Origin of the sequence: Sulfuritalea sp. (genome assembly GCF_017302275.1) — a bacterium.
In the GTDB taxonomy this organism is placed as follows: Bacteria; Pseudomonadota; Gammaproteobacteria; order Burkholderiales; family Rhodocyclaceae; genus Sulfuritalea.
Genome location: NZ_JAFLDR010000009.1, coordinates 60651 through 80159 on the forward strand (window position 1 = coordinate 60651; position 19509 = coordinate 80159).

At 58.9% G+C, this 19509-nt stretch carries 21 protein-coding genes and 2 tRNA genes; 21 read left to right on the forward strand and 2 right to left on the reverse strand.

The genetic code is table 11. The features are described from left to right. Nucleotides 1-139: 139 nt before the first annotated feature. From J0M27_RS06905 to J0M27_RS06995, 19 genes are all read left to right on the forward strand, one after another. Nucleotides 140-224 (forward strand) — tRNA-Leu (locus tag J0M27_RS06905). Between the two features lie 82 nt (nucleotides 225-306). Further along, a complete protein-coding gene (tig, locus tag J0M27_RS06910) occupies nucleotides 307-1629 on the forward strand; it encodes a trigger factor (protein WP_294989016.1) in 1323 nt (440 codons plus the stop codon). Nucleotides 1630-1646: 17 nt separating this feature from the next. Then, on the forward strand, nucleotides 1647-2306 hold the full coding sequence (gene clpP / locus J0M27_RS06915) for an ATP-dependent Clp endopeptidase proteolytic subunit ClpP (protein ID WP_294989160.1): 660 nt from the start codon (nucleotides 1647-1649) through the stop codon (nucleotides 2304-2306). 24 nt (nucleotides 2307-2330) lie between these two features. Next, the gene (clpX, locus tag J0M27_RS06920; RefSeq protein ID WP_294989019.1) at nucleotides 2331-3599 is read left to right on the forward strand and encodes an ATP-dependent Clp protease ATP-binding subunit ClpX; all 1269 of its coding nucleotides are present in this window, start codon (nucleotides 2331-2333) and stop codon (nucleotides 3597-3599) included. 78 nt (nucleotides 3600-3677) lie between these two features. After that, on the forward strand, nucleotides 3678-6092 hold the full coding sequence (gene lon, locus J0M27_RS06925; RefSeq protein ID WP_294989022.1) for an endopeptidase La: 2415 nt from the start codon (nucleotides 3678-3680) through the stop codon (nucleotides 6090-6092). A 58-nt stretch (nucleotides 6093-6150) separates the two neighbouring features. Then, nucleotides 6151-6226: transfer RNA gene (locus J0M27_RS06930), tRNA-Val, on the forward strand. Between the two features lie 207 nt (nucleotides 6227-6433). Continuing rightward, complete coding sequence (locus tag J0M27_RS06935) at nucleotides 6434-7648, forward strand: integrase arm-type DNA-binding domain-containing protein (protein ID WP_294989026.1); 1215 nt, start codon at nucleotides 6434-6436, stop codon at nucleotides 7646-7648. Nucleotides 7649-8018: 370 nt separating this feature from the next. Further along, nucleotides 8019-8240, forward strand: a complete 222-nt coding sequence (locus tag J0M27_RS06940) for an AlpA family phage regulatory protein (RefSeq protein ID WP_294989029.1) — start codon at nucleotides 8019-8021, stop codon at nucleotides 8238-8240. 4 nt (nucleotides 8241-8244) lie between these two features. Beyond that, on the forward strand, nucleotides 8245-8730 hold the full coding sequence (locus J0M27_RS06945) for a hypothetical protein (RefSeq protein ID WP_294989032.1): 486 nt from the start codon (nucleotides 8245-8247) through the stop codon (nucleotides 8728-8730). An 8-nt stretch (nucleotides 8731-8738) separates the two neighbouring features. Then, complete coding sequence (locus J0M27_RS06950) at nucleotides 8739-11171, forward strand: DUF3987 domain-containing protein (RefSeq protein ID WP_294989035.1); 2433 nt, start codon at nucleotides 8739-8741, stop codon at nucleotides 11169-11171. A 120-nt stretch (nucleotides 11172-11291) separates the two neighbouring features. Beyond that, entirely contained in the window at nucleotides 11292-11930 is a 639-nt protein-coding gene (locus tag J0M27_RS06955; protein ID WP_294989038.1) for a hypothetical protein, read from the forward strand. Nucleotides 11931-12924: 994 nt separating this feature from the next. Then, complete coding sequence (locus tag J0M27_RS06960; protein WP_294989040.1) at nucleotides 12925-13257, forward strand: hypothetical protein; 333 nt, start codon at nucleotides 12925-12927, stop codon at nucleotides 13255-13257. Between the two features lie 103 nt (nucleotides 13258-13360). Beyond that, nucleotides 13361-13813: a JAB domain-containing protein gene (locus J0M27_RS06965; protein ID WP_294989043.1), complete on the forward strand. Its 453-nt coding sequence runs from the start codon at nucleotides 13361-13363 to the stop codon at nucleotides 13811-13813. A gap of 11 nt (nucleotides 13814-13824) precedes the next feature. Next, complete coding sequence (locus tag J0M27_RS06970; RefSeq protein ID WP_294989046.1) at nucleotides 13825-14097, forward strand: hypothetical protein; 273 nt, start codon at nucleotides 13825-13827, stop codon at nucleotides 14095-14097. After that, a complete protein-coding gene (locus J0M27_RS06975; RefSeq protein ID WP_294989049.1) occupies nucleotides 14094-14309 on the forward strand; it encodes a hypothetical protein in 216 nt (71 codons plus the stop codon). The genes J0M27_RS06970 and J0M27_RS06975 overlap by 4 nt, the downstream gene beginning before the upstream one ends. Continuing rightward, entirely contained in the window at nucleotides 14296-14595 is a 300-nt protein-coding gene (locus tag J0M27_RS06980; RefSeq protein ID WP_294989052.1) for a hypothetical protein, read from the forward strand. The genes J0M27_RS06975 and J0M27_RS06980 overlap by 14 nt, the downstream gene beginning before the upstream one ends. Further along, nucleotides 14592-15140, forward strand: coding sequence for a hypothetical protein (locus J0M27_RS06985; protein ID WP_294989054.1), 549 nt, complete (start codon nucleotides 14592-14594; stop codon nucleotides 15138-15140). The genes J0M27_RS06980 and J0M27_RS06985 overlap by 4 nt, the downstream gene beginning before the upstream one ends. 55 nt (nucleotides 15141-15195) lie before the next feature. Then, nucleotides 15196-15540, forward strand: a complete 345-nt coding sequence (locus J0M27_RS06990) for a hypothetical protein (RefSeq protein ID WP_294989057.1) — start codon at nucleotides 15196-15198, stop codon at nucleotides 15538-15540. A 156-nt stretch (nucleotides 15541-15696) separates the two neighbouring features. Continuing rightward, a complete protein-coding gene (locus J0M27_RS06995; RefSeq protein ID WP_294989060.1) occupies nucleotides 15697-16062 on the forward strand; it encodes a hypothetical protein in 366 nt (121 codons plus the stop codon). 146 nt (nucleotides 16063-16208) lie between these two features. Here J0M27_RS06995 and J0M27_RS07000 read toward each other — a convergent pair whose 3' ends face one another. After that, nucleotides 16209-16451, reverse strand: a complete 243-nt coding sequence (locus tag J0M27_RS07000; RefSeq protein ID WP_294989063.1) for a helix-turn-helix transcriptional regulator — start codon at nucleotides 16449-16451, stop codon at nucleotides 16209-16211. Between the two features lie 110 nt (nucleotides 16452-16561). On the opposite strand from J0M27_RS07000, the gene J0M27_RS07005 reads away from it, so the two are divergent. Together J0M27_RS07005 and J0M27_RS07010 are read left to right on the forward strand one after the other, a co-directional pair. Then, nucleotides 16562-17272 carry a hypothetical protein gene (locus tag J0M27_RS07005; protein ID WP_294989065.1) on the forward strand — a complete coding sequence of 237 codons (711 nt, stop codon included), beginning with the start codon at nucleotides 16562-16564 and terminating at the stop codon, nucleotides 17270-17272. Nucleotides 17273-17402: 130 nt separating this feature from the next. Next, entirely contained in the window at nucleotides 17403-17873 is a 471-nt protein-coding gene (locus J0M27_RS07010; protein WP_294989068.1) for a hypothetical protein, read from the forward strand. Between the two features lie 231 nt (nucleotides 17874-18104). Here the strand turns inward: J0M27_RS07010 and J0M27_RS07015 are convergent, their stop codons facing one another. Next, a complete protein-coding gene (locus J0M27_RS07015) occupies nucleotides 18105-19331 on the reverse strand; it encodes an ISL3 family transposase (protein WP_294989071.1) in 1227 nt (408 codons plus the stop codon). Between the last annotated feature and the right edge of the window lie 178 nt (nucleotides 19332-19509).

Sequence of the window (19509 nt, forward strand, 5' to 3'; positions counted from 1 at the left end):
CCGGAATTCTACTGGCGCTTTGGCCTTGGCCCGATACTCTCCGAGGTCTTGCGCCTGCCGCCCCAGGGAACTGAAAGCAGGTAAAATTCGCAATCCACATCGTGTCGCACGGGACATCGGCCATGACCCTGCGGCATGCGCCCAGGTGGCGAAATTGGTAGACGCACCAGATTTAGGTTCTGGCGCCGCAAGGCGTGGGGGTTCGAGTCCCTTCCTGGGCACCATCCTCCGGGTACAGGCGCTGGATGGCCCGGAATCGAGTGTTGGCTCAAACTTTTCAACAAATTTTCAATGACGGATACAGTGATGACGGACATGGCAACGACGGAAGCGACGAGTGAAACGACCAGCCCGCTGGAGCGGCGCATCGAGATGACGGTGGTTCTGGCTGACATCGAAAAGGATGTCGACCAGCGCCTGAAGCAGATGTCGCGCACGGTGAAGATGGCGGGCTTCCGTCCGGGCAAGGTGCCGATGAAGATGGTCGCCCAGCAGTATGGGTCGCAGGCGCGTTCGGACGCGATCGGCGCCGCCGTGGAAAAGGCCTATGGCGAAAAGGTGCGCGAGCAGAACCTGCGCGTCGCCGGCTATCCCCGCATCGAGCCGAAGTCCGACCCGGTTCCCGGGCAGTTGGGATTCACAGCGGTGTTTGAGGTGTACCCGGAAATAACCCTGGGCGACCTGGCGGGACAGGAAATCTCCAAGCCGACGCTGGCGGTGACCGACACCGAAGTGGACAAGACACTGGAAGTATTGCGCAAGCAGCGCACTACCTATGTCGAAACCGACCTTGTCTCGGCGAAGAATGATCGCCTGGTTATCGACTTCGTCGGCCGCAAGAATGGCGAGGAATTCGCCGGCGGCAAGGCGACCGATTACTCGGTGATGGTTGGTGGCGGCATGATGCTGCCGGACTTCGAGGCACAGATGGAAGGCGTCAAGGCCGGCGAGACGAAGACCTTCGACGTCAGTTTTCCGGCGGACTACCAGGCCGCCGAATTGGCCGGTTCGACCGTGCAGTTCGAGATGACCGTGAAGAAGGTCGAGGCCGCGCGCCTGCCCGAACTCGATGCCGACTTTGCCCGTCAACTCGGCGTGGCCGACGGTGATCTGGTGAAGATGCGTGCCGAGGTGCGGGCCAACCTCGAACGCGAGGTAAAGAAGCGCCTGCAGGCCAAGGTCAAGGAGCAGGTCATGGATGCCCTGCTCAAGGTGAATCCGATCGAGGTGCCCAAGGCCCTGGTGGCGATGGAATCCGAACAGATGGCCGAGACGGCGCGGCGTGACATGGAGTCGCGCGGCATGGGCATGAAGAACATCCCGGTCGAGGCGTCCTGGTTCACCGATCAGGCCGCGCGCAGGGTAAAGCTTGGCCTGCTTCTTGCTGAATTGGTCAAGGCAAGGGATCTCAACGTCAAGCCGGAACAAGTTCGGAAAATTGTCGACGAATTTGCGGAGACATTCGAGGACCCGAAGGAAGTGGTGCGCTGGTACTATTCCCAACCACAACGTCTGGCCGAGGCCGAGGCGCTGGCTCTGGAGAACAACGTGGTGGATTGGGTGCTCGCGAACACACGCGTCAGCGAAACCCCGATCGCCTTTGATGCACTGATGGGAAATGCAGCATGATCCTGCCGGAGATGTCCATGTACGGTTCGCGACACCATGGCGGCGTCCACGACGCGCCGACCCACGACACGCAAGCCCTGGGCCTGGTGCCCATGGTGATCGAGACCAGCGGGCGCGGCGAGCGGGCCTACGACATCTATTCGCGCCTGCTGCGCGAGCGCGTCATCTTCCTGGTGGGGCCGGTCAACGATTCGACGGCCAACCTGATCGTGGCCCAGTTGTTGTTCCTGGAGTCGGAAAATCCTGACAAGGACATATTCTTCTACATCAATTCGCCGGGCGGTTCCGTTACGGCGGGCATGGCGATCTATGACACCATGCAATTCATCAAGCCCAGCGTGTCGACGCTGTGCATCGGTCAGGCGGCGAGCATGGGGGCGTTCCTGCTGGCGGCGGGCGAAAAGGGCAAGCGCTTCTGCCTGCCAAATTCGCGCGTTATGATCCACCAGCCGATGGGCGGCTTCCAGGGCCAGGCCTCGGACATCGAGATCCATGCCAAGGAGATATTGTTCCTCAAGCAGAAGCTCAACAACATGCTGGCGCATCACACCGGACAATCGATCGAGCGTATCGAGCGCGATACCGATCGTGACAATTTCCTGTCGGCCGAGGCAGCCGTCGAGTATGGTCTGGTCGACAAGGTCCTGACCAGCCGTACCGAGGTAGCCGCAACCTGACCGTTCGCGCGGAGAGAAACGAAGATGGCCGACAAGAAATCGGGCAGCAGCGAGAAGCTTCTGTATTGTTCCTTTTGCGGCAAAAGCCAGCACGAAGTCAAGAAGCTGATCGCCGGGCCTTCCGTTTTCATCTGCGACGAGTGCATCGAGCTGTGCAACGACATCATTCGCGACGAGATCGCGGCCGAACCGGCAGGCGCGGCCAAGCGGGAATTGCCGGCGCCGAAGGAAATCCGCGAGATGCTCGATCAGTACGTGATCGGCCAGGATTCGGCGAAGAAAATCCTCGCGGTAGCGGTGTATAACCACTACAAGCGCATCCGGCACCAGGAGAAAGGCAGCGATGGCGTCGAGCTGGCCAAGAGCAACATCCTGCTGATCGGTCCCACGGGTTCGGGCAAGACCCTGCTGGCGCAGACCCTGGCGCGCATGCTCAACGTGCCCTTCGTGATGGCCGATGCGACGACGCTGACCGAAGCCGGCTACGTAGGGGAGGACGTCGAGAACATCATCCAGAAGCTGCTGCAGAAGTGCGACCACGAAGTCGAGAAGGCGCAGCAGGGCATCGTCTATATCGACGAAATCGACAAGATCTCGCGCAAGTCCGACAACCCGTCCATCACTCGCGACGTCTCCGGTGAGGGCGTGCAGCAGGCGCTTCTGAAGCTGATCGAGGGCACGGTGGCGAGTATTCCGCCGCAGGGTGGGCGCAAACATCCGAATCAGGATTTCATCCAGATCGACACGACCAACATCCTGTTCATCTGTGGCGGTGCCTTCGATGGCCTCGACAAGGTGATCCGCAACCGGTCGGAAAAGGGCGGCATCGGTTTCGGCGCCGAAGTGAAGAGTCGCGACGCCGGCAACGTCGACGAAATGCTGAAGCAGGTAGAACCCGAGGACCTGATCAAGTTCGGCCTGATTCCCGAGTTGATCGGCCGCCTGCCGGTAATCGCCACCTTGCAGGAACTTGACGAGGCTGCGTTGATCGAAATATTGATCGAACCGAAGAATGCCCTGATCAAGCAGTATCACAAGCTGTTCGCCATGGAAGGGGTGGAACTTGAGGTGCGCCCGTCGGCGCTGCAGGCGATTGCCAAGAAGGCGTTGAAGCGCAAGACGGGAGCACGTGGTTTGCGTTCGATCCTCGAGAATGTGCTGCTGGACACGATGTACGAGATTCCGACCATGGAAAGCGTAAGCAAGGTTGTCATCGACGAAAGCACGATCGAAAGCGGCGCACAGCCGCTGATGATCCATGCCGACCAGCCCAGGGTCGCGGGCTCCAACTGATCCTATCGACCAGGTTGCCTTGAATTCCGGTCCGCCGCCCCAACGTGGAGGTGTGACCCATAACCGAAGGACACGATGATGTCTGGCCTGCCTGCCTCCCCTGTTGAGACCCAAACCCTGCCCTTGCTGCCCCTGCGCGACGTCGTCGTTTTCCCGCACATGGTGATTCCGCTGTTCGTCGGGCGTCCGAAGTCGATCAAGGCCCTGGAGACCGCGATGGAAGCCGGCAAGAGCATCCTGCTTGTCGCCCAGAAATCGGCGGCGAAGGACGAACCGGTGCCGGAGGACATGTACGAGATTGGTTGTCTGGCCAACATCCTGCAGATGCTCAAGCTGCCCGATGGCACCGTGAAGGTTCTGGTGGAAGGCGTTCAGCGCGCCCGAGTGTTGCGCATCGAGGACCAGCGCGCGCTGTTCGTCTCCGATGTCAGCCTGATCCCGATCGAAGAGCGCGTCGACAACGAAGTCGAGGCCATGCGCCGCACCGTGCTTGCGCAGTTCGACCAGTATGTGAAGCTCAACAAGAAAATTCCGCCTGAAGTCCTGACATCTCTTGCAGGGATCGAGGACGCCGGTCGCCTCGCCGACACCATCGCCGCACATCTGCCGCTGAAACTCGAACAGAAACAGGAAATCCTCGAGGTCTTCGGCGTTTCGGAGCGCCTGGAAAAGCTGCTCGGCCAGTTGGAAGCCGAACTCGACATCCTTCAGGTCGAGAAGCGCATCCGCGGTCGCGTCAAGCGCCAGATGGAAAAGAGCCAGCGCGAGTACTATTTGAACGAGCAGGTCAAGGCGATCCAGAAGGAACTCGGCGAGGGCGAGGACGGCGCCGACATCGACGAGATGGAAAAGAAGATCAAGGCTTCGGGCATGAGCAAGGAAGCCCTGGCCAAGGTCAATGGCGAAGTCAAGAAACTGAAGCTGATGTCGCCGATGTCGGCCGAGGCCACCGTGGTGCGAAATTACATCGAGACCCTATTGGCTCTGCCGTGGAAGAAGAAGTCGCGCATCAGCAAGGATCTGTCCGCCGCCGAGAAGATCCTCGACAAGGATCACTACGGTCTCGAGAAAGTCAAGGAACGCATCGTCGAGTACCTCGCCGTGCAGCAGCGCGTCGACAAGGTCAAGGCGCCGATCCTGTGCCTGGTCGGCCCTCCCGGTGTGGGCAAGACCTCGCTCGGACAGTCGATTGCCAAGTCCACCAATCGCAAGTTCATCCGCATGGCGCTGGGCGGAGTGCGCGACGAAGCCGAGATTCGCGGCCACCGCCGCACCTACATCGGCTCGATGCCGGGCAAGATCCTGCAGAACATGACCAAGGTCGGCGTCAAGAATCCGCTGTTCCTGCTCGATGAAGTGGACAAGATGGGCCAGGACTTCCGCGGCGATCCGTCTTCGGCGCTGCTCGAGGTGCTCGATCCGGAACAGAACCACACCTTCCAGGACCACTACATCGAAGTCGACTTCGACCTGTCCGACGTGATGTTCGTGGCAACCGCGAATACCCTGAACATCCCTGCGGCCCTGCTCGACCGCCTGGAAGTAATCCGCCTCGCGGGTTACACTGAGGACGAGAAGATCAACATCGCCCTGCGCTACCTCGTGCCGAAGCAGATGAAGAACAACGGCATCAAGCGCGACGAGCTGACGATCACCGAGGATGCCTTGCGCGACATCGTGCGCTACTACTCGCGCGAAGCCGGCGTGCGTGCGCTGGAACGAGAGATTTCCAAGATCTGCCGCAAGGTGGTGAAATCCTTGGTGATGAAGGCGCGCAAGAACAAGATCGTGGTCAATGCAAAGAATCTCGACAAATTCCTCGGCGTTCGCCGCTACAGCTTCGGCATGGCTGAGAAGGACAACCAGGTTGGTCAGGTGACGGGTCTGGCATGGACCGAAGTCGGCGGCGAATTGCTGACAATCGAAACCGTCGCGCTGCCCGGCAAAGGCAAGACCATGACCACCGGCAAGCTCGGCGAAGTGATGCAGGAGTCTATCCAGGCGGCGCTTTCCGTGGTGCGCAAGCGCAGCCATTCGCTGGGCATTGCCGATGACTTCTACCAGAAGAACGACATCCACATCCACCTGCCCGAAGGCGCGACGCCCAAGGATGGCCCGAGCGCCGGCATTGCGATCTGCACCGCGCTGGTGTCGGTCTTGACCGGGATTCCGGTGCGCGCGGATGTTGCGATGACGGGCGAGATCACCTTGCGTGGCGAAGTTCTGCCGATCGGCGGACTCAAGGAGAAACTGCTCGCGGCGGTTCGCGGAGGCATCCGGCTGGCGCTGATTCCGGAGGAAAACGTCAAGGACCTGACCGAGATTCCCGACACGATCAAGAATCGCATCGAAATCCAGCCGGTGCGCTGGATCGACAAGGTTCTTGAACTCGCCCTGGAACGGATGCCCGAGCAGTTGCCCGAACCGACCATGACGCCGTCTGTCGCGGTGGTCGCCGAGGATCCGGCTGCCACCGGGGTAGTCACCCACTGACCCGCGCCTAACTGATAGAATCGCGGCCGTTGCCTGTTGGGGGCAATGGCTGTTCAGCGGGTGCTTAGCTCAGTTGGTAGAGCGTCGCCCTTACAAGGCGAATGTCGGCGGTTCGACCCCGTCAGCACCCACCAAATACCTAGCTGTTAGCATCCAAAGTAGTCCAGAAACCCTGCTCCGGCGGGGTTTCTCATTTGCACGGTCGTCCGATACCGTCTAAACTGATTCGATGAAATACCGTCATTTTTGACGGTATCGCTGACGGTATCCGAGGGGCGTGACGGTATACGCCCGAAAATCTCCGATGCCGCCAGCCCGACTCAGCAATCGAAGGGGGCACCATGGCACTGACCGATACCGGCATCCGCGCCGCCAAGGCGACCGACAAGGCTCGCAAGCTGGCCGACGAAAAAGGGCTGTACCTGTTGATTCAGCCAACCGGCGCGAAACTATGGCGTTTCGATTACCGGTTCGCCGACAAGCGCAAGACCCTGGCGATCGGCACATTCCCCGACACCAGCCTCCGATTGGCGCGAGACAAGCGCGACGAAGCGCGAAAGCAAATCGCACAGGGTATTGATCCGTGCGATCAGCGCAAGCAGGCCAAGCAGGAGCGCCGCGGCGCCCAAGCCAACACGTTTGAAGTTGTGGCCCGTGACTGGATGCGGAACAAGGGGGCGGAATGGACACCCACTTACGCCGGCAAAACGAAATCCGCCCTGGAGCGGCATGCCTTTCCGGCGATCGGTGGGCGCCCGATTGCCGAACTTGCGGCCCCCGAACTCTTGGCGATGCTGCGCGCCATCGAAAAGCGCGGCACCGTCGATATGGCCCACCGGGTGCAGCAGCATTGCGGTGCAATCTTTCGCTACGCCGTCAGCGATGGCAAAGCGATGTCAGACCCGACGCCAAGCCTGAGGGGCGCGCTATCGACCGTCAAGCAGGAACACTATGCCGCACTCACTGATCCCGCTGAGTATGCTCAACTGCTGCGCGATATTGACGACTACCGGGGCGAGGTAACGACGAAAGCGGCAATGCAGTTGTTGGCGCTCACGTTCCAGCGGACGAAGGAAGTTCGCTTTGCGGAGTGGTCGCAGTTCGATGTTGATGCCGCGCTATGGCGTATCCCTGCCGAGGTGATGAAGATGCGCGAGGCGCATATCGTGCCGCTGTCAAAGCAAGCGATCGCGGTGCTGGATGGGTTGCGCCCGCTGACGGGCAAGGGCCGCCTTGTGTTTCCATCGACCACAAACCGCGACAGGTCGATTTCAGAAAATACGGTGACATACGCGTTGGCGCGAATGGGATATAAGGGCCGCATGACCGGGCACGGGTTCCGCAGTGCTGCATCGACAATGCTGAACGAGCAGGGGTTTCGGCATGATGTTATTGAACGCCAGTTAGCTCACAACGAGCGCAACGCGGTGCGCGATGCTTACAACCGTGCCCAATATCTACCTGAGCGGCGGACGATGATGCAGCAATGGGCGGACTATCTTGACAAGGTGAAGGCCGGGGCCGAAGTGATCGCGCTGCGCGGCAATGCGGCATAGGCCGTTTGGATTCGGAAATGGTGCTAGCAAAAAAACACATTGACCGACGCTATCGGATGCAGTTAAGCTGACGCCACCTTGTTATTTAATGTGCATCGGCACTCACCTCGTCCCCGATGTAGAGACATGAGTCTAGAGGTACCGGTGTGACTGAGCAACGCAGTCGCCCGGTCTAAGCGAATACCCCAGAGCCTTGCGCAGGACGTTGCGGCAACCTGGGGCCGGCCGTGTGGAGATGCTCGCGCTTCGCTGCGCAGAAGGCCACACGGTGCAGGAGAGCAGATAGCCCGTGCATGGGTTACAGCGACCACCGCTGTTTCCGCTCGCCCTCATAATTCGTGGCAGCGGATGTACCCAAAAGGACACCGCTATGACAACTCAACTTCCCTCAACTGGCTTCCTGCGCTTGCCGCAGATCATTGGCAATCCGAAAGCAAATCCACCCCAGCCACCGATAATCCCTGTGTGCCGCAGCGCCTGGTGGGCCGGCGTCAAGAGTGGGCGCTATCCCAAGCCGGTGAAACTCTCGCCTCGTGTAACCGCCTGGCGCGCCGAGGATATTGTCGCCCTCATTGCTTCGGCGAAGGGGTGATGACATGACCTCCAAACAACAACGCCAGCCGGGACGGGCTGGCGCTGAAGCTACACTTTTCAAACACATCGCCGCCGATAATACCGGCAACACGACCGCCAATCAACGCAATTCGCAGGCGGATCGGGGAGTTGTAGCCGACTCTACGGATACGCTCGGGCTCGTTGCTGATTTGCACGACAAGGAAGGCCTCCGGCTTGTTGAAGAGGCGGTACGGCTGACAGGTGATCAAGAGCTTCGCGGCGTTCTCGAACTGGCGGTGGGCCTTGGTATGCGGTACCTCGTAGCGGCAGGAAGATTTGACGGAAAGGGCATTTTCAGCGCCCTGTGTGCCGAAGATTCGGTAGCCATCCTCTCTTGGGGTGCGGCGAATGAGCGCATGAACGAAGGCGGCTCGCGCAAGACAGAATGGCTGGTTATGCCGGCCCCCTTGATGGCCTTGCTGAACAAGGCTGCGGCGCAACAGGCCACAAAGGGCGGTGCGCAATGAATGCCCCCATGACCAAAGCCGAGGCCATTGCTGCTCGCGACGTTACTGAGCTCACCCGCGCGCTGCGTGCGGACCTTACCAAGGGCAACGACAACATTCCCGGCGACCTGAAAAAGCGCAAGGGCTGGCTGGTATGGAAGGTGACCGAGATCAACCCCGCCACCGGAAAGTTCAACAAGATTCCAATCTACCCCCGCACGCGGAAGAATCGCCATGGCGAACAAGGGACCGAGGCGGACCTAGCGAACCTGGGGACTTGGGACGATGCACATAAGGCGATCACCGAGGACAAGTCCATCTCCGGCGTGGGCCTCGCTCTGCTCCCGGCTCTTGGCGTTGTCGCTCTCGACGTGGATCACTGTATCGAGAGCGGTGAGTTGCGCGACGATGTTGTTCGGCTTACGAACGACACCTACTGCGAAATCAGCCCAAGCGGGACAGGCATACGTGCTTTTTGGTGCGGCGTTGCCAGTGACGGCAAGAACCATGACGCCGGGTTTGAACTGTTTCACGCCAAGGGCTTTGTCACCGTAACGGGTAACCAAGTAGAAAACGACTACTACCTGTTCGCCAGCGATGCCATTCCACTGTTGGATGGAACGGCGCAGGCCGAACTGGAACAACTCTCGCGCGCTACTGGAAGAATTTCCAAAGTCAGCACGTTGGGGCGACTGAAAGAGACGGCGGCGAGCGATCCCCGCTTGCAGGCCATCAATGCAGCAGGCCTGTATGAGCGCGACATGGGCGGTGGCAAGCACTCGATCAAGTGCCCGTTCGAGAGCGCGCACAGTGATTGTGGCAGGCCGGGGGGCGACGGTGACACCGTCTATTTCCAGCCGCATACCAACAGCTACGCCGACGGCTACATACACTGCTCGCACACCCACGGCAACGATCAGAGCAAGTACTGGGAAGCCATCGGCTATGACGTTGAGGTGGAAGCGTTTGGGAATCTTGACGCAGGCGAGTGGCCTATACCGCAGCCCATCCCGGATGATCTCCCTCCGGTCCCGCCGTTCGATCTTGCACTACTGCCTGATGCGCTGCGCCCATGGATCGCCGACATAGCGGAGCGCATGCAGATTTGCCCGGATATTCCCGCCATCGGCGCGGTAACGGCGCTCTCGGCGGCCGTGGGCAGGCGAGTGCAGATCATGCCCAAGGCGCACGACGACTGGACGGTGGTGCCGAATTTGTGGGGGATGGTGGTAGCGCCACCGGGCTACATGAAGTCACCGGCGCTCTCCGAAGTGATGAAGCCACTTCATTTGCTGGAGAGCGAAGCGCATCGGGAATATGAGATCGCGCGGGCCGCATGGGAGATCCAGAAGGAGTGCACCGCCATTGCCAATAGCGCGGCGAAGTCGGCAACACTTGCCAAGCTGAAGAGAGACCCGGCCGCGGAGATCGCGGCGGCGCAGCCGGAACCTGATGAGCCTATTGCGATACGGTATTGCGTCAATAACTTTTCGCTGGAAGCATTGGGTGAAGTACTGATGGGCAATCCCCACGGTGTGCTGGCTTTCAGCGACGAGATTCATGGTCTGCTGATGATGGCGCAAAAGCCCGGCAATGAAGGCCTGAACGACTTTCTTTTGTCAGCATGGAACGGCGACGGCTCTTTCACTTTCGACCGTATCGGTCGGGGACTGAACAGACGCATAGATCACGTCTGCGTGGCCGTACTCGGTGGCATCCAGCCGGGGCGCCTGGTTGAACATGTCACCGGGGCGACTCACGGCGGTGCTGGCGACTCAGGCCTGGTTCAGAGGTTCCAATTGCTGACCTGGCCGGATCTGCGCGAGGAATGGCAACTGGTGGATAGAAAGCCTGATCGCGATGCACAGGTGGCTGCGTATAAGGTTTTCGAGCAGGCAGTGGGGCGCGGTGATTCAGCAGGCTTTGACACCGGCGGTGAGGTCGATAGCGGGGTTGATGTGCGGCGCTTCGACCCCACTGCGCAAGAAGCGTTCTATGTGTGGCTAGAGAGGCTGGAGCAGGAGCTACGTGGTGACAGCCTCCCTCCGGTAATGGCGTCGCACCTGAGTAAGTACCGCTCGCTTGTACCGTCACTGGCGCTGATCTTCGCCGTGGCCGACGGCGTGCAAGGCGCGATCCCGCTGCGTTATCTCCAGCAGGCTATCGGATGGGCGGAGTACTTGCGGCCCCATGCCGAACGGGTCTATGCCTGTACCACTCGCCCCGATACCCGGCACGCGCGCGCCTTGCTCAACAAGATTCGTACGGGTGCTATTGCGGATGATTTCACACCGCGCGATGTGTACTTGAAAGGCTGGAGCCTGCTCGACCGCGATGGAGTAACGAAGGCGGTCGAATTGCTCAGCGACCTTGGTTACCTGCGTTCGGGCCAGAAGCGGCAACAATCAGGCGGTGGACGCCCGTCAATCTGCTACCGGATCAACCCCAATGCGAAGGGTTGATTTTATGGATGCGCCCCACATCAGCGCCTACAAAACCTACAGAACCTCATACATCATGGGTTTTGATGGTTTTGTAGGCACTACCCCCTGTCTCGCTTCCAGAAACTCTGAGGGTGCCCGATGAAGAAAAAGCCAAAACTACCGGCGGTCAGCGCCACCGGCGAAATTGATATTTCCGCGGTTCCGCTGGACCAACTGCGCAGAGCAATGACCCAAGGGCTTGCGGGACCGCATTTGGCAGTGACAAGAGTAATACGGGCCGCCGAAAAGACGAGCGGCTTCGGCGGCGATATCGATATTGCCGAACTCGGATCCTGCCTGCAGGATCAGATCCAGGCGGTCAATCGCGGCGACATGAAGCAGGTCGAAGCGATGCTGATGAGTCAGGCGATTGGATTGCAAACGTTGTCCGCGCGATTGATCGAGCGGGCAATGGCGCACGACCAGATACCTGGATTCGACGTGAATATGCGAATGGCGCTCCGTGCGCAGAACCAGTGCCGTACCACGCTCGAAACGCTCGCCGGAATCAAGAACCCGCCTGTGGTCTACGCGAAACAGGCGAACGTCACTACCGGGCCGCAGCAAGTTAACAATGGTGTGCCTGTGCCCTCGCACGCGCGAGAAATTGAATTCAAGCAAACCCAACTATCAGGGGGTACCTATGAGCTACTACCGAACACCGGAGCATCGAAAGCTAAGGGCAGAATTGATCCGGCGGTGGCGCCCCTGGGAAAACTCCACCGGACCAAGAACTGACGCCGGCAAGGCACGGTCAGCCAGGCGTGGATTCAAGGGCAACGAGCGTGCACTGCTTCTTGAACTCCGGCACCTACTGCGTGAGCAGGAAAATCTTCTCAAAGCCCTGTAGTCAGGAACGCCGAGGCGCACAATCGTAGGCGGCAGCCCCATGCAAAATCTAGGCATGGCGAGTAGCATATAGCTGATAGAAAATACGGAGACGAGACTTGTATTTGACGCATTGGCCTGGCGCCTTCAGTGGTGACACGGTTGTATCACAGAGCTTATGCTGACCAATTACGGGATGAGATGCGACCATGACAAATACAGACAGTGATGCGTCGGCGGGAACGTCGAGTCACCGGCCTGGGTGGGACGATCTTCTGGACTACATGCGGAAGGCTCGACTTCCTCCTACACGTGAGAATTACTTGGCGATAGCGTACCCGGACGGGATGCCAGAGGAGTGGACACAGGAACTGGAGAACGAGCTACCACCGGAATTTCGACAGTCTTTAAGCAAGCTTACCAAGCCGGCCGCATCAGCGCCGAAGTCCGCGCCGCCTTCCGGGGCGGACCTGAAGCAGCTCGCACAGAAGCTGGGACAGGAGACCGTGGACAGTCTCAACCGCGCGGCGCTGGATGAGAACTCGCCCAACTCACCCGCGCACCGTCGTCTATGACGACCGGACAGATGGCGTGCTACAAAGCCGGACAACTCATTAACTCCCAACACATACATTCCTCAATCGTTGACATCTTTCAGTAGAGGTGTAGCATTCTCTACAGCGCCGATTTAAGTTTCAACTTGCGGGCGCTTTACAAATGCTGCTAAAGCGGATGCCACCCAACCCGTTCTAGCGCGCAAGCCTGAACGGGTTTTTTGTTGCCTGCAGCATCGCCGATTTAACGCACAACTTGCGGGGCGAATCACAAATGCCGCTAAAGCGTCGCTCGCTTCTCCACCCCTGGAAGCCGGCAACGCCGGACATAAAGGGGAATGGAGTTTCACATGTCGATGTTTGAAGTCGGTGATCTCGCGGTCACTCAAAATTCCGTTTGGCTGGCAAATAATGGCTTGGTGGTTCAGGTTGTCGCCGTCAATGCGCGGACTCAGACAGGTCAGACCTCGCCCTATGCGATTCGCCGAATCGATGAGCACGCATTCGAGGCGACGTTGCAAGTGACCACAGGGATCCCCCACTTTCTTACCGCAGGTGTCATCGGTTGCGCCGTGCATCAGCTTCGGCAGGGAACGCTTGAGGAAGTCAGGGCAGCCTTCACGAAAATCGTGGCGGATAAAGCGGCGGCCGAGAAAGTGGCCGAGCCTGCCTCACAGTCATAGCACTTGCGTCAGCACACGGACTGGCCCACCTCACGGGCTGGGGTCTTTATTCCGACTTGCCGCCCCCGTCATCTCGACACTGCGGCTAAACAGGAGATTCAAAATGAACTTCAACAAGCAAGAACTCGATGTGATCGCACGTGCCATCGCGATCCTCGAAGAGCGCGCCCGCTACAACGCCATTTCCTTTGCGGCACCGGCGGCCGTCGCCGACTACCTGCGCTTGCGCGTGGGTGGCCTGGAGCATGAGGTGTTCGGTGTTCTCTGGCTTGATGCCCAGAACCGGCTCATCGAGGCCGAGGAACTGTTCCGCGGCACCTTGACCCAGACCTCGGTCTATCCGCGCGAGGTGGTCAAGGCGGCGCTCGCACGCAATGCCGGCGCGGCGGTCCTGTATCACAATCACCCGAGTGGCAGCGCTGAACCGTCACGCGCCGACGAACTACTGACCGGCAATCTCAAGACTGCGCTGGCGCTGGTCGATGTGCGCGTGCTGGATCATTTCGTCGTCACCGCCGGCGAGGCGATGTCCTTTGCCGCGCGCGGCCTGATGTGAGGAGAACCATCATGCTCGCGTTGCCCAAGAACACCCAACATAGCCGCCAGGCGTTCATCAACAAGCTGCGCAACAACCCGGACTACCGCCGCACCAACTACCTCAGCAAACCGTGCCAGCGACCGTTCCCCGGCCACAACGACATCGGTTACCGCCACGCCATCGAAGCGCAGGGGCCACTGGTCACTGTTAATGACGATGGTTCCTTCAGCGCGCGCGGCCTAACCGACTGGTACATCGGTGCGTTCATCGAACTCAACCACCTGACAGGAACCGACTCGTGAAGACCATCCACAGCACCAATGGCTATGTACTTGAGGCCCTGGCTACGCACCATCCAATCACAGGCAAGACGGTAGAGCTGTTCCAGACCCTGCCGCAGGCCCAGCACCCCCGGGCGCAGCGAATCGCCTGCCTGACCTTGCCGCAGTCCAGCTTCTCCCGGCTTGCGGCACTGCTCACTGATGAAGAGGATCCTGATCATGCGCAAACCTAAAACCATCTCCGCGTCCCGCATCGAGGGCGCACTCAAGACCGGCCTGCCAGGCCTTCTGCGTCGCGCGGAGAACCTCTGCTACCAGTACGAATTGCCGACCAAGCTGGGCACGCTCCTGATCAGCCCTTGCGAGGGCGCCATCCGGACGCGCTTCGAGGACGTGCCGCCGGCCGCGCCCTGCGGCGCCAGCCTCAACTCGTACTCGGGCAAGTGGAACTTCGAGGGCCTCGACGACGATGCACTGGTCGGTCGGGCCATCTACTGGATTGAAAGGATCGCATCATGACTACCGATGAAAACAGTCTGACGTTTGTAGTCGGCGACGGCGGCGCCCTGTCATTTCAAGATATGGCTGGCCCTGAAACGCGCAGTGATTGTCTCGGACTTGAGATTGGTTCCGATCAATCCGTCCGTGAAGTCATGTACTTCGTCGACGAGGGTTGGCGCCCGAAAGCGGTTGTCGCACAAGCGTATCTTGACAAGGAGCAGATTGAGGGTGACCCGGAGGACTTCGACGAGGACGACCTGCGCAGCTGGCTGGAAGCCAACCCGGAGAACATAGCCTTTGCCCATGAGCGTATCCGCGAATGGCTCGCGGATACGCGGCTGGACGATGAGGATTACGACGCTGCTGAGTTGCTTGGCAACGACCCGCAGAGTGCTGCCATGCGATTCTGGCGGGACGGCGACCTTGATCCAGACGACTTCGGGATTGTCATCGTCGAAGGCGAGCATCCCGGTAGCAGCTACTACGCCGCCGAACTTCGGGAGTCCATCGAATATGCCAACGAAGCGGCAGCGAGGCTCGGCGCACCTGTGCGTTTCGTCTGAAAGGCCGTGGTGTATTGACCCGCTTTTCACTACCAGTCCAATTAGGAGCACTGCAATGAATCGACGTAAGTTTGTAGGAACCTCGGCCAGCGCCGGCCTGTTGGCGCTGCCATCTTGGGTTGTTGCCTCGGTCAATGAGCCGTCCGTGAAGATAACTCGTATTCGGATTGGGCTCGATCGACGCAACCCGCCGCCACCGGATGATGAAAATAATTATTGGTCGGAAGCAATCCAGGTTGGCGACCTGTGCTTCTACCGAGCGAAGGGTACAACGGTGGCCGCCTCCAGGCGCGAGATAGCTGCGGTAATAGGCAACCCATATTTGTACTACTTCACCACTGCCTTGAGACTGCACATGAGAATCAAGTGGGCGAAGTTGGGAATTCCGAGTGATATTTAGTCATACAACTCTCTACCATATGTTGAAGCAATATACCGAGGGCTTGATGGTTCTACTGAACCAATAAATGAAGTGGCCCACCTCCCGGGCCGGGGAGATTTGATCCAGATTGCCACCCCCGACATCTTGTCAAAGTTGGCTAAACAGGAGAACGTCATGGAAATACTGAAGCCCGGCACCCTCTGCGTCATAGTCGGGGGTTGTCCCGAAAATATTGGTCTTGTCGTCGAAGTCATCGAGCACATCGGCGTTGAACCGCCCCGTACCGATGCCTACCTCATCCGCACCACCAGCGGTCGTAATTTCCCTCAGCTGAAGTTCGGCCGTGGTGAAAAGCGGCTTGCCCCTGGCACTTCCAACGAGGCCATTACCGACCGGCACAAGCTGCGGCCCCTGGTGGATGCCGACGACGAGTCGGAGTTGCAAGCTGGCGACCGGAATAAGGTACCCGCACTTCGCAACGAAGATTCGCTGGACCATGAGACCGTGCAACTCGATTCGAGGTGCTGCTATGTCGAATGATACTGTTGCACCGTTGTCAGCAATGCGTTCGACAATCGTGTGTCATTCGATCCGGCACCGTGATCCGGCGTCGTGATCCGATGATTTGCCTCTCGTCCCGCCTGCGATGCGTTCGGCAGGCGGCCCTTGGGGCGGCCAGCACGGGCCTAGCGCTTGCGCTTGGTCGCGGCCAGCTCTGTCTCAATCATCCCGACGAGGCCGCTGCCGGTCTGGTTGAGAGCCTTGGCCAACTTGAGGATTGTGGTGAGCGATGGTTGCTGCTGCCCAAGCTCCAGGATACTCACGTAGGTGCGGCGCAGGTCCGCCTCAAAGCCAAGCTCCTCCTGCGTCAGACCGGCCTCCAGGCGCAATTGACGCAGAACTTTGCCGAAGGCAACTGCTGGCTCCAAATATCCCTCCCACTGTTGGAGGAATTAGGCCGGAAGCTTATGATCATGTCGTCCCACAGTTGTAGGAACCCTATTTGGGTCGATTCGCCTACTGAACGGAGTGAATTGCAATGAGTTCTGACCTGTCCCCCATCCTCACCGTAGCAAGAGACATCCTGCGTCATGCGCCAGGTAAAGCCATGCATGCGAACGCCAATTCACGAGGTAGCGCCCTTCGTCGCTTCGCACTGGCAATCGCGGTAGCGTCTAGTGTTGGTGGATGCGTGTCCATCGAGCAAGTCAATTCTTCCTTTGCGCGGGTGGATCAGGTATGGCAGTTGGAGTACCAAAGGACCGAAGATGAATTTCGATATCGTGTTGTCGAAGCTGATTATGAAACGACCCTCCGCGCTGTCCGCCAGACCTATCTCGACCTCGGCATGCCCATCCAGGTGCAGTCTGGCTCCCGCGGGTTAATAGTCGCCGAAAGCGCCGCACCGACCCCTCTCACGCTCGAAGAATGGAAGGAAGTTGTGCGCATCGAAGGCCCACGCGTCAAAGAGATTGGTGGTTGGTACATGGTGATGCGTGATGATCCGAAGGGTTACTTCGTGGCCGTTAAGGCTACGCTGAGACCAATGCCATCCGGCACATTTGTGCTACTCGACTACGAGCTAGATAACCGAGAAATTCGAGCGATGGGAGTCCGACCTTCGCGCCACGCGCCGCCCCACGCCGTGCGGTTGGGCTCGCTAAAGTTTTGGGTGCAATTGGAAAAGCGCCTTTCAGAGGTTCAAGCGCCTGCGCCTCGCCAGCGAAAGCCGAAGGAAATCGATATCTAAAAAGCGTTGGCTAAGCAATATCGGCTGTCAAAGCAAATGGAATAATGCCTTCATTCGTCGATATTCCGATTGGCTCACGGCAGGATGCGGGCATGAAACGACTTTTCTACAGATTCGCGAGGGCTTTGGCATGACTACTTTTCTGATTGCAGCGGTTGCTACTGTAGCGCTTTGGGTGCTTGTGCAATTTGTTCGTAACAGCCGCCCTTCGTATTTCTCGGCAAGAGTAAGCGGGGCGCTCTTCGATCTTGGGCTTCAAATCACGAAATTCGAACCTGTACTAAACAAAATGTATATCGCCGACTGCGTCACTTACTACGAGGCAAATGGCAAGCGTTCGAACCCTTGGGAGATGGCAGCGCGGTTCTTTCTCAAAGCGGTAATTGAGTACCCGGCATTTGTCGAGCGCGCGGTTATGTTTGATGGCTTTCTTGTTCGCTCCATAAAGGTGGTCAAGTCATGGCGAGGGAAGAAAATCAACGCCGCTTTCGCAGACGATTTTGTTATTAAGATCAAAACATTTCTCATTGATGGTTTGAAAGATCAGCCAATGCCAGAAGACGAAAAGATCGCTACTGAAATCATAATTCTGGAGCTATAGGGGGGAGCCAACGAATAAAATCAATCAATGGAGGCTTGGGTGAGCGAACTATCTAAATCTAACTATGCGAAGTTCGAGAGGGAAGACAGTGTCGACTTGAAGATCGAAAAGTGCGTTTCGGTTCTACATACAAAGGGAGTTATAGTCCCGACCCAGATCAAGGACATCCCAGAGTTTCCGTGCAACGACTTTGATCATCTACAAAAACGGCTCTGTTGAATTTTGAGTGGGTTAAGCGACATGCGGGTTGATCTTCGAGAAGTCGAGCTTGCCGGCGATGAGAAATACGACGGCGCGAATGGTCGAGAAGCTGCTGTAGCCGCGCGCCTTGCGCTTGGCGGCCTGGAACAGGCCGTTGATGGCTTCGAGGAAACCGTTGGTCTGGCGCGTCTGCGTCCAGGCGACGATGCCCTCCAGATGAGAGCGGATCATTTTGGCCACCTCCTTCATTGGCTCGACCTTCGAGCGCATCACGTTGGTGGCCCATTGCAGCAACATGCCGCGCACGACATTGACCTGCTTACGCTCCAGAATTTCCCGCAACTGCTCTTTGTAGAGCCAGCAGCGTGCCGTTCGCTTGGTGGTCGCCTGCGCGACCAAGGCGTCCAGATCGTTGCGGGCATCCGCCGCCAGATTCGCCCGATCATGCAACAACTTCCAGCGCAGTCCCTTGAGGCTCGGATCGGTGCGCTGCTCGATGCGGCGGGTCTTATCGACGGCGGTATTGGCATGAGCGATGACGTGGAACTTGTCGAAGGTGATCTGGGCGTTGGGCAGGTGCTTGGATACGCCGCTGATAAAGGCCGGCGACATGTCGATGGAGATGGATTCGACCGCCTTGGGATCGCCACCGTGCGCGGTGAAATCGGCGGCAAAGTTCTTGATGGTTTGGGCATCACGCCCCTCGGTGACGAAGAGCACCCGCCGCTGGTTGGCATCGGCAACCAAGGTGATGTAGTCGTGTCCACGCGCCTTCGAGGTTTCGTCGGCGGCCAGGCGCTTCACTTCAGAGAAGTCGGCCTGCGCCAGGCTCAGATCGACGTAGCGCTTGCAGATGGCCGTCACCTGGTGCCAAGAGAGATTCACCAGGCGAGCGACGGCGGTGAAGGTCATCTCGCGGCACAGCGTCAGGATCAGCGCCTCGAACAGCAGCGTGAAGCCGGCAAGTTTCCCCGCCCAGCCGGGTTCGACCTGGCGAACACCGCCATCAGGCAACTTGACCCGCGGCACGCGCACCTCCAACTGACACTCGTGCTGGAAAAAGTTCAGATGCCGGTAGCGCTTCGTCACAGTGTCATGCACCGGATGAAGGCCTTCCACACCAGGAACGGCAAAGCGGCTCCCGGCGACAAAGTCCACGGCAATGGTCAGTTCCTTCTTTCCGGCGTCGAAATCCACGCCGTTGATGAACCATGGATCGGTGATGCCCAGGGCGGCTTCAAACAACTTGGCACTCATGTCTGTCCTGTCACTCTCGTTTCGGTCGGGCGCGCATCCTACCTGCCTCGCCACTCATCCAAACACCGCTCGGGTCTCTATGGCCGGATGCGTAACAGCGCCGCATCCAGCCATAGACCAGCGTATCGCCCGATTCCAGGCGTCAAGGGTTCGCTGCGCCGGGCTTCGCCCGCCCTTG

Coding starts and splice junctions, on each gene's coding strand:
- J0M27_RS06960 (WP_294989040.1), top strand. CDS start 12,925: ATGTCGATGTTTGAAGTCGGTGATCTCGCGGTCACTCAAAATTCCGTT.
- clpX (WP_294989019.1), top strand. CDS start 2,331: ATGGCCGACAAGAAATCGGGCAGCAGCGAGAAGCTTCTGTATTGTTCC.
- tig (WP_294989016.1), top strand. CDS start 307: ATGACGGACATGGCAACGACGGAAGCGACGAGTGAAACGACCAGCCCG.
- J0M27_RS06965 (WP_294989043.1), top strand. CDS start 13,361: ATGAACTTCAACAAGCAAGAACTCGATGTGATCGCACGTGCCATCGCG.
- J0M27_RS07005 (WP_294989065.1), top strand. CDS start 16,562: ATGAGTTCTGACCTGTCCCCCATCCTCACCGTAGCAAGAGACATCCTG.
- clpP (WP_294989160.1), top strand. CDS start 1,647: ATGTACGGTTCGCGACACCATGGCGGCGTCCACGACGCGCCGACCCAC.
- J0M27_RS07015 (WP_294989071.1), bottom strand. CDS start 19,331: ATGAGTGCCAAGTTGTTTGAAGCCGCCCTGGGCATCACCGATCCATGG.
- J0M27_RS06990 (WP_294989057.1), top strand. CDS start 15,196: ATGAATCGACGTAAGTTTGTAGGAACCTCGGCCAGCGCCGGCCTGTTG.
- J0M27_RS06985 (WP_294989054.1), top strand. CDS start 14,592: ATGACTACCGATGAAAACAGTCTGACGTTTGTAGTCGGCGACGGCGGC.
- J0M27_RS06940 (WP_294989029.1), top strand. CDS start 8,019: ATGACAACTCAACTTCCCTCAACTGGCTTCCTGCGCTTGCCGCAGATC.
- J0M27_RS06995 (WP_294989060.1), top strand. CDS start 15,697: ATGGAAATACTGAAGCCCGGCACCCTCTGCGTCATAGTCGGGGGTTGT.
- J0M27_RS06980 (WP_294989052.1), top strand. CDS start 14,296: ATGCGCAAACCTAAAACCATCTCCGCGTCCCGCATCGAGGGCGCACTC.
- J0M27_RS06935 (WP_294989026.1), top strand. CDS start 6,434: ATGGCACTGACCGATACCGGCATCCGCGCCGCCAAGGCGACCGACAAG.
- J0M27_RS07010 (WP_294989068.1), top strand. CDS start 17,403: ATGACTACTTTTCTGATTGCAGCGGTTGCTACTGTAGCGCTTTGGGTG.
- lon (WP_294989022.1), top strand. CDS start 3,678: ATGTCTGGCCTGCCTGCCTCCCCTGTTGAGACCCAAACCCTGCCCTTG.
- J0M27_RS06950 (WP_294989035.1), top strand. CDS start 8,739: ATGACCAAAGCCGAGGCCATTGCTGCTCGCGACGTTACTGAGCTCACC.
- J0M27_RS06970 (WP_294989046.1), top strand. CDS start 13,825: ATGCTCGCGTTGCCCAAGAACACCCAACATAGCCGCCAGGCGTTCATC.
- J0M27_RS06955 (WP_294989038.1), top strand. CDS start 11,292: ATGAAGAAAAAGCCAAAACTACCGGCGGTCAGCGCCACCGGCGAAATT.
- J0M27_RS06945 (WP_294989032.1), top strand. CDS start 8,245: ATGACCTCCAAACAACAACGCCAGCCGGGACGGGCTGGCGCTGAAGCT.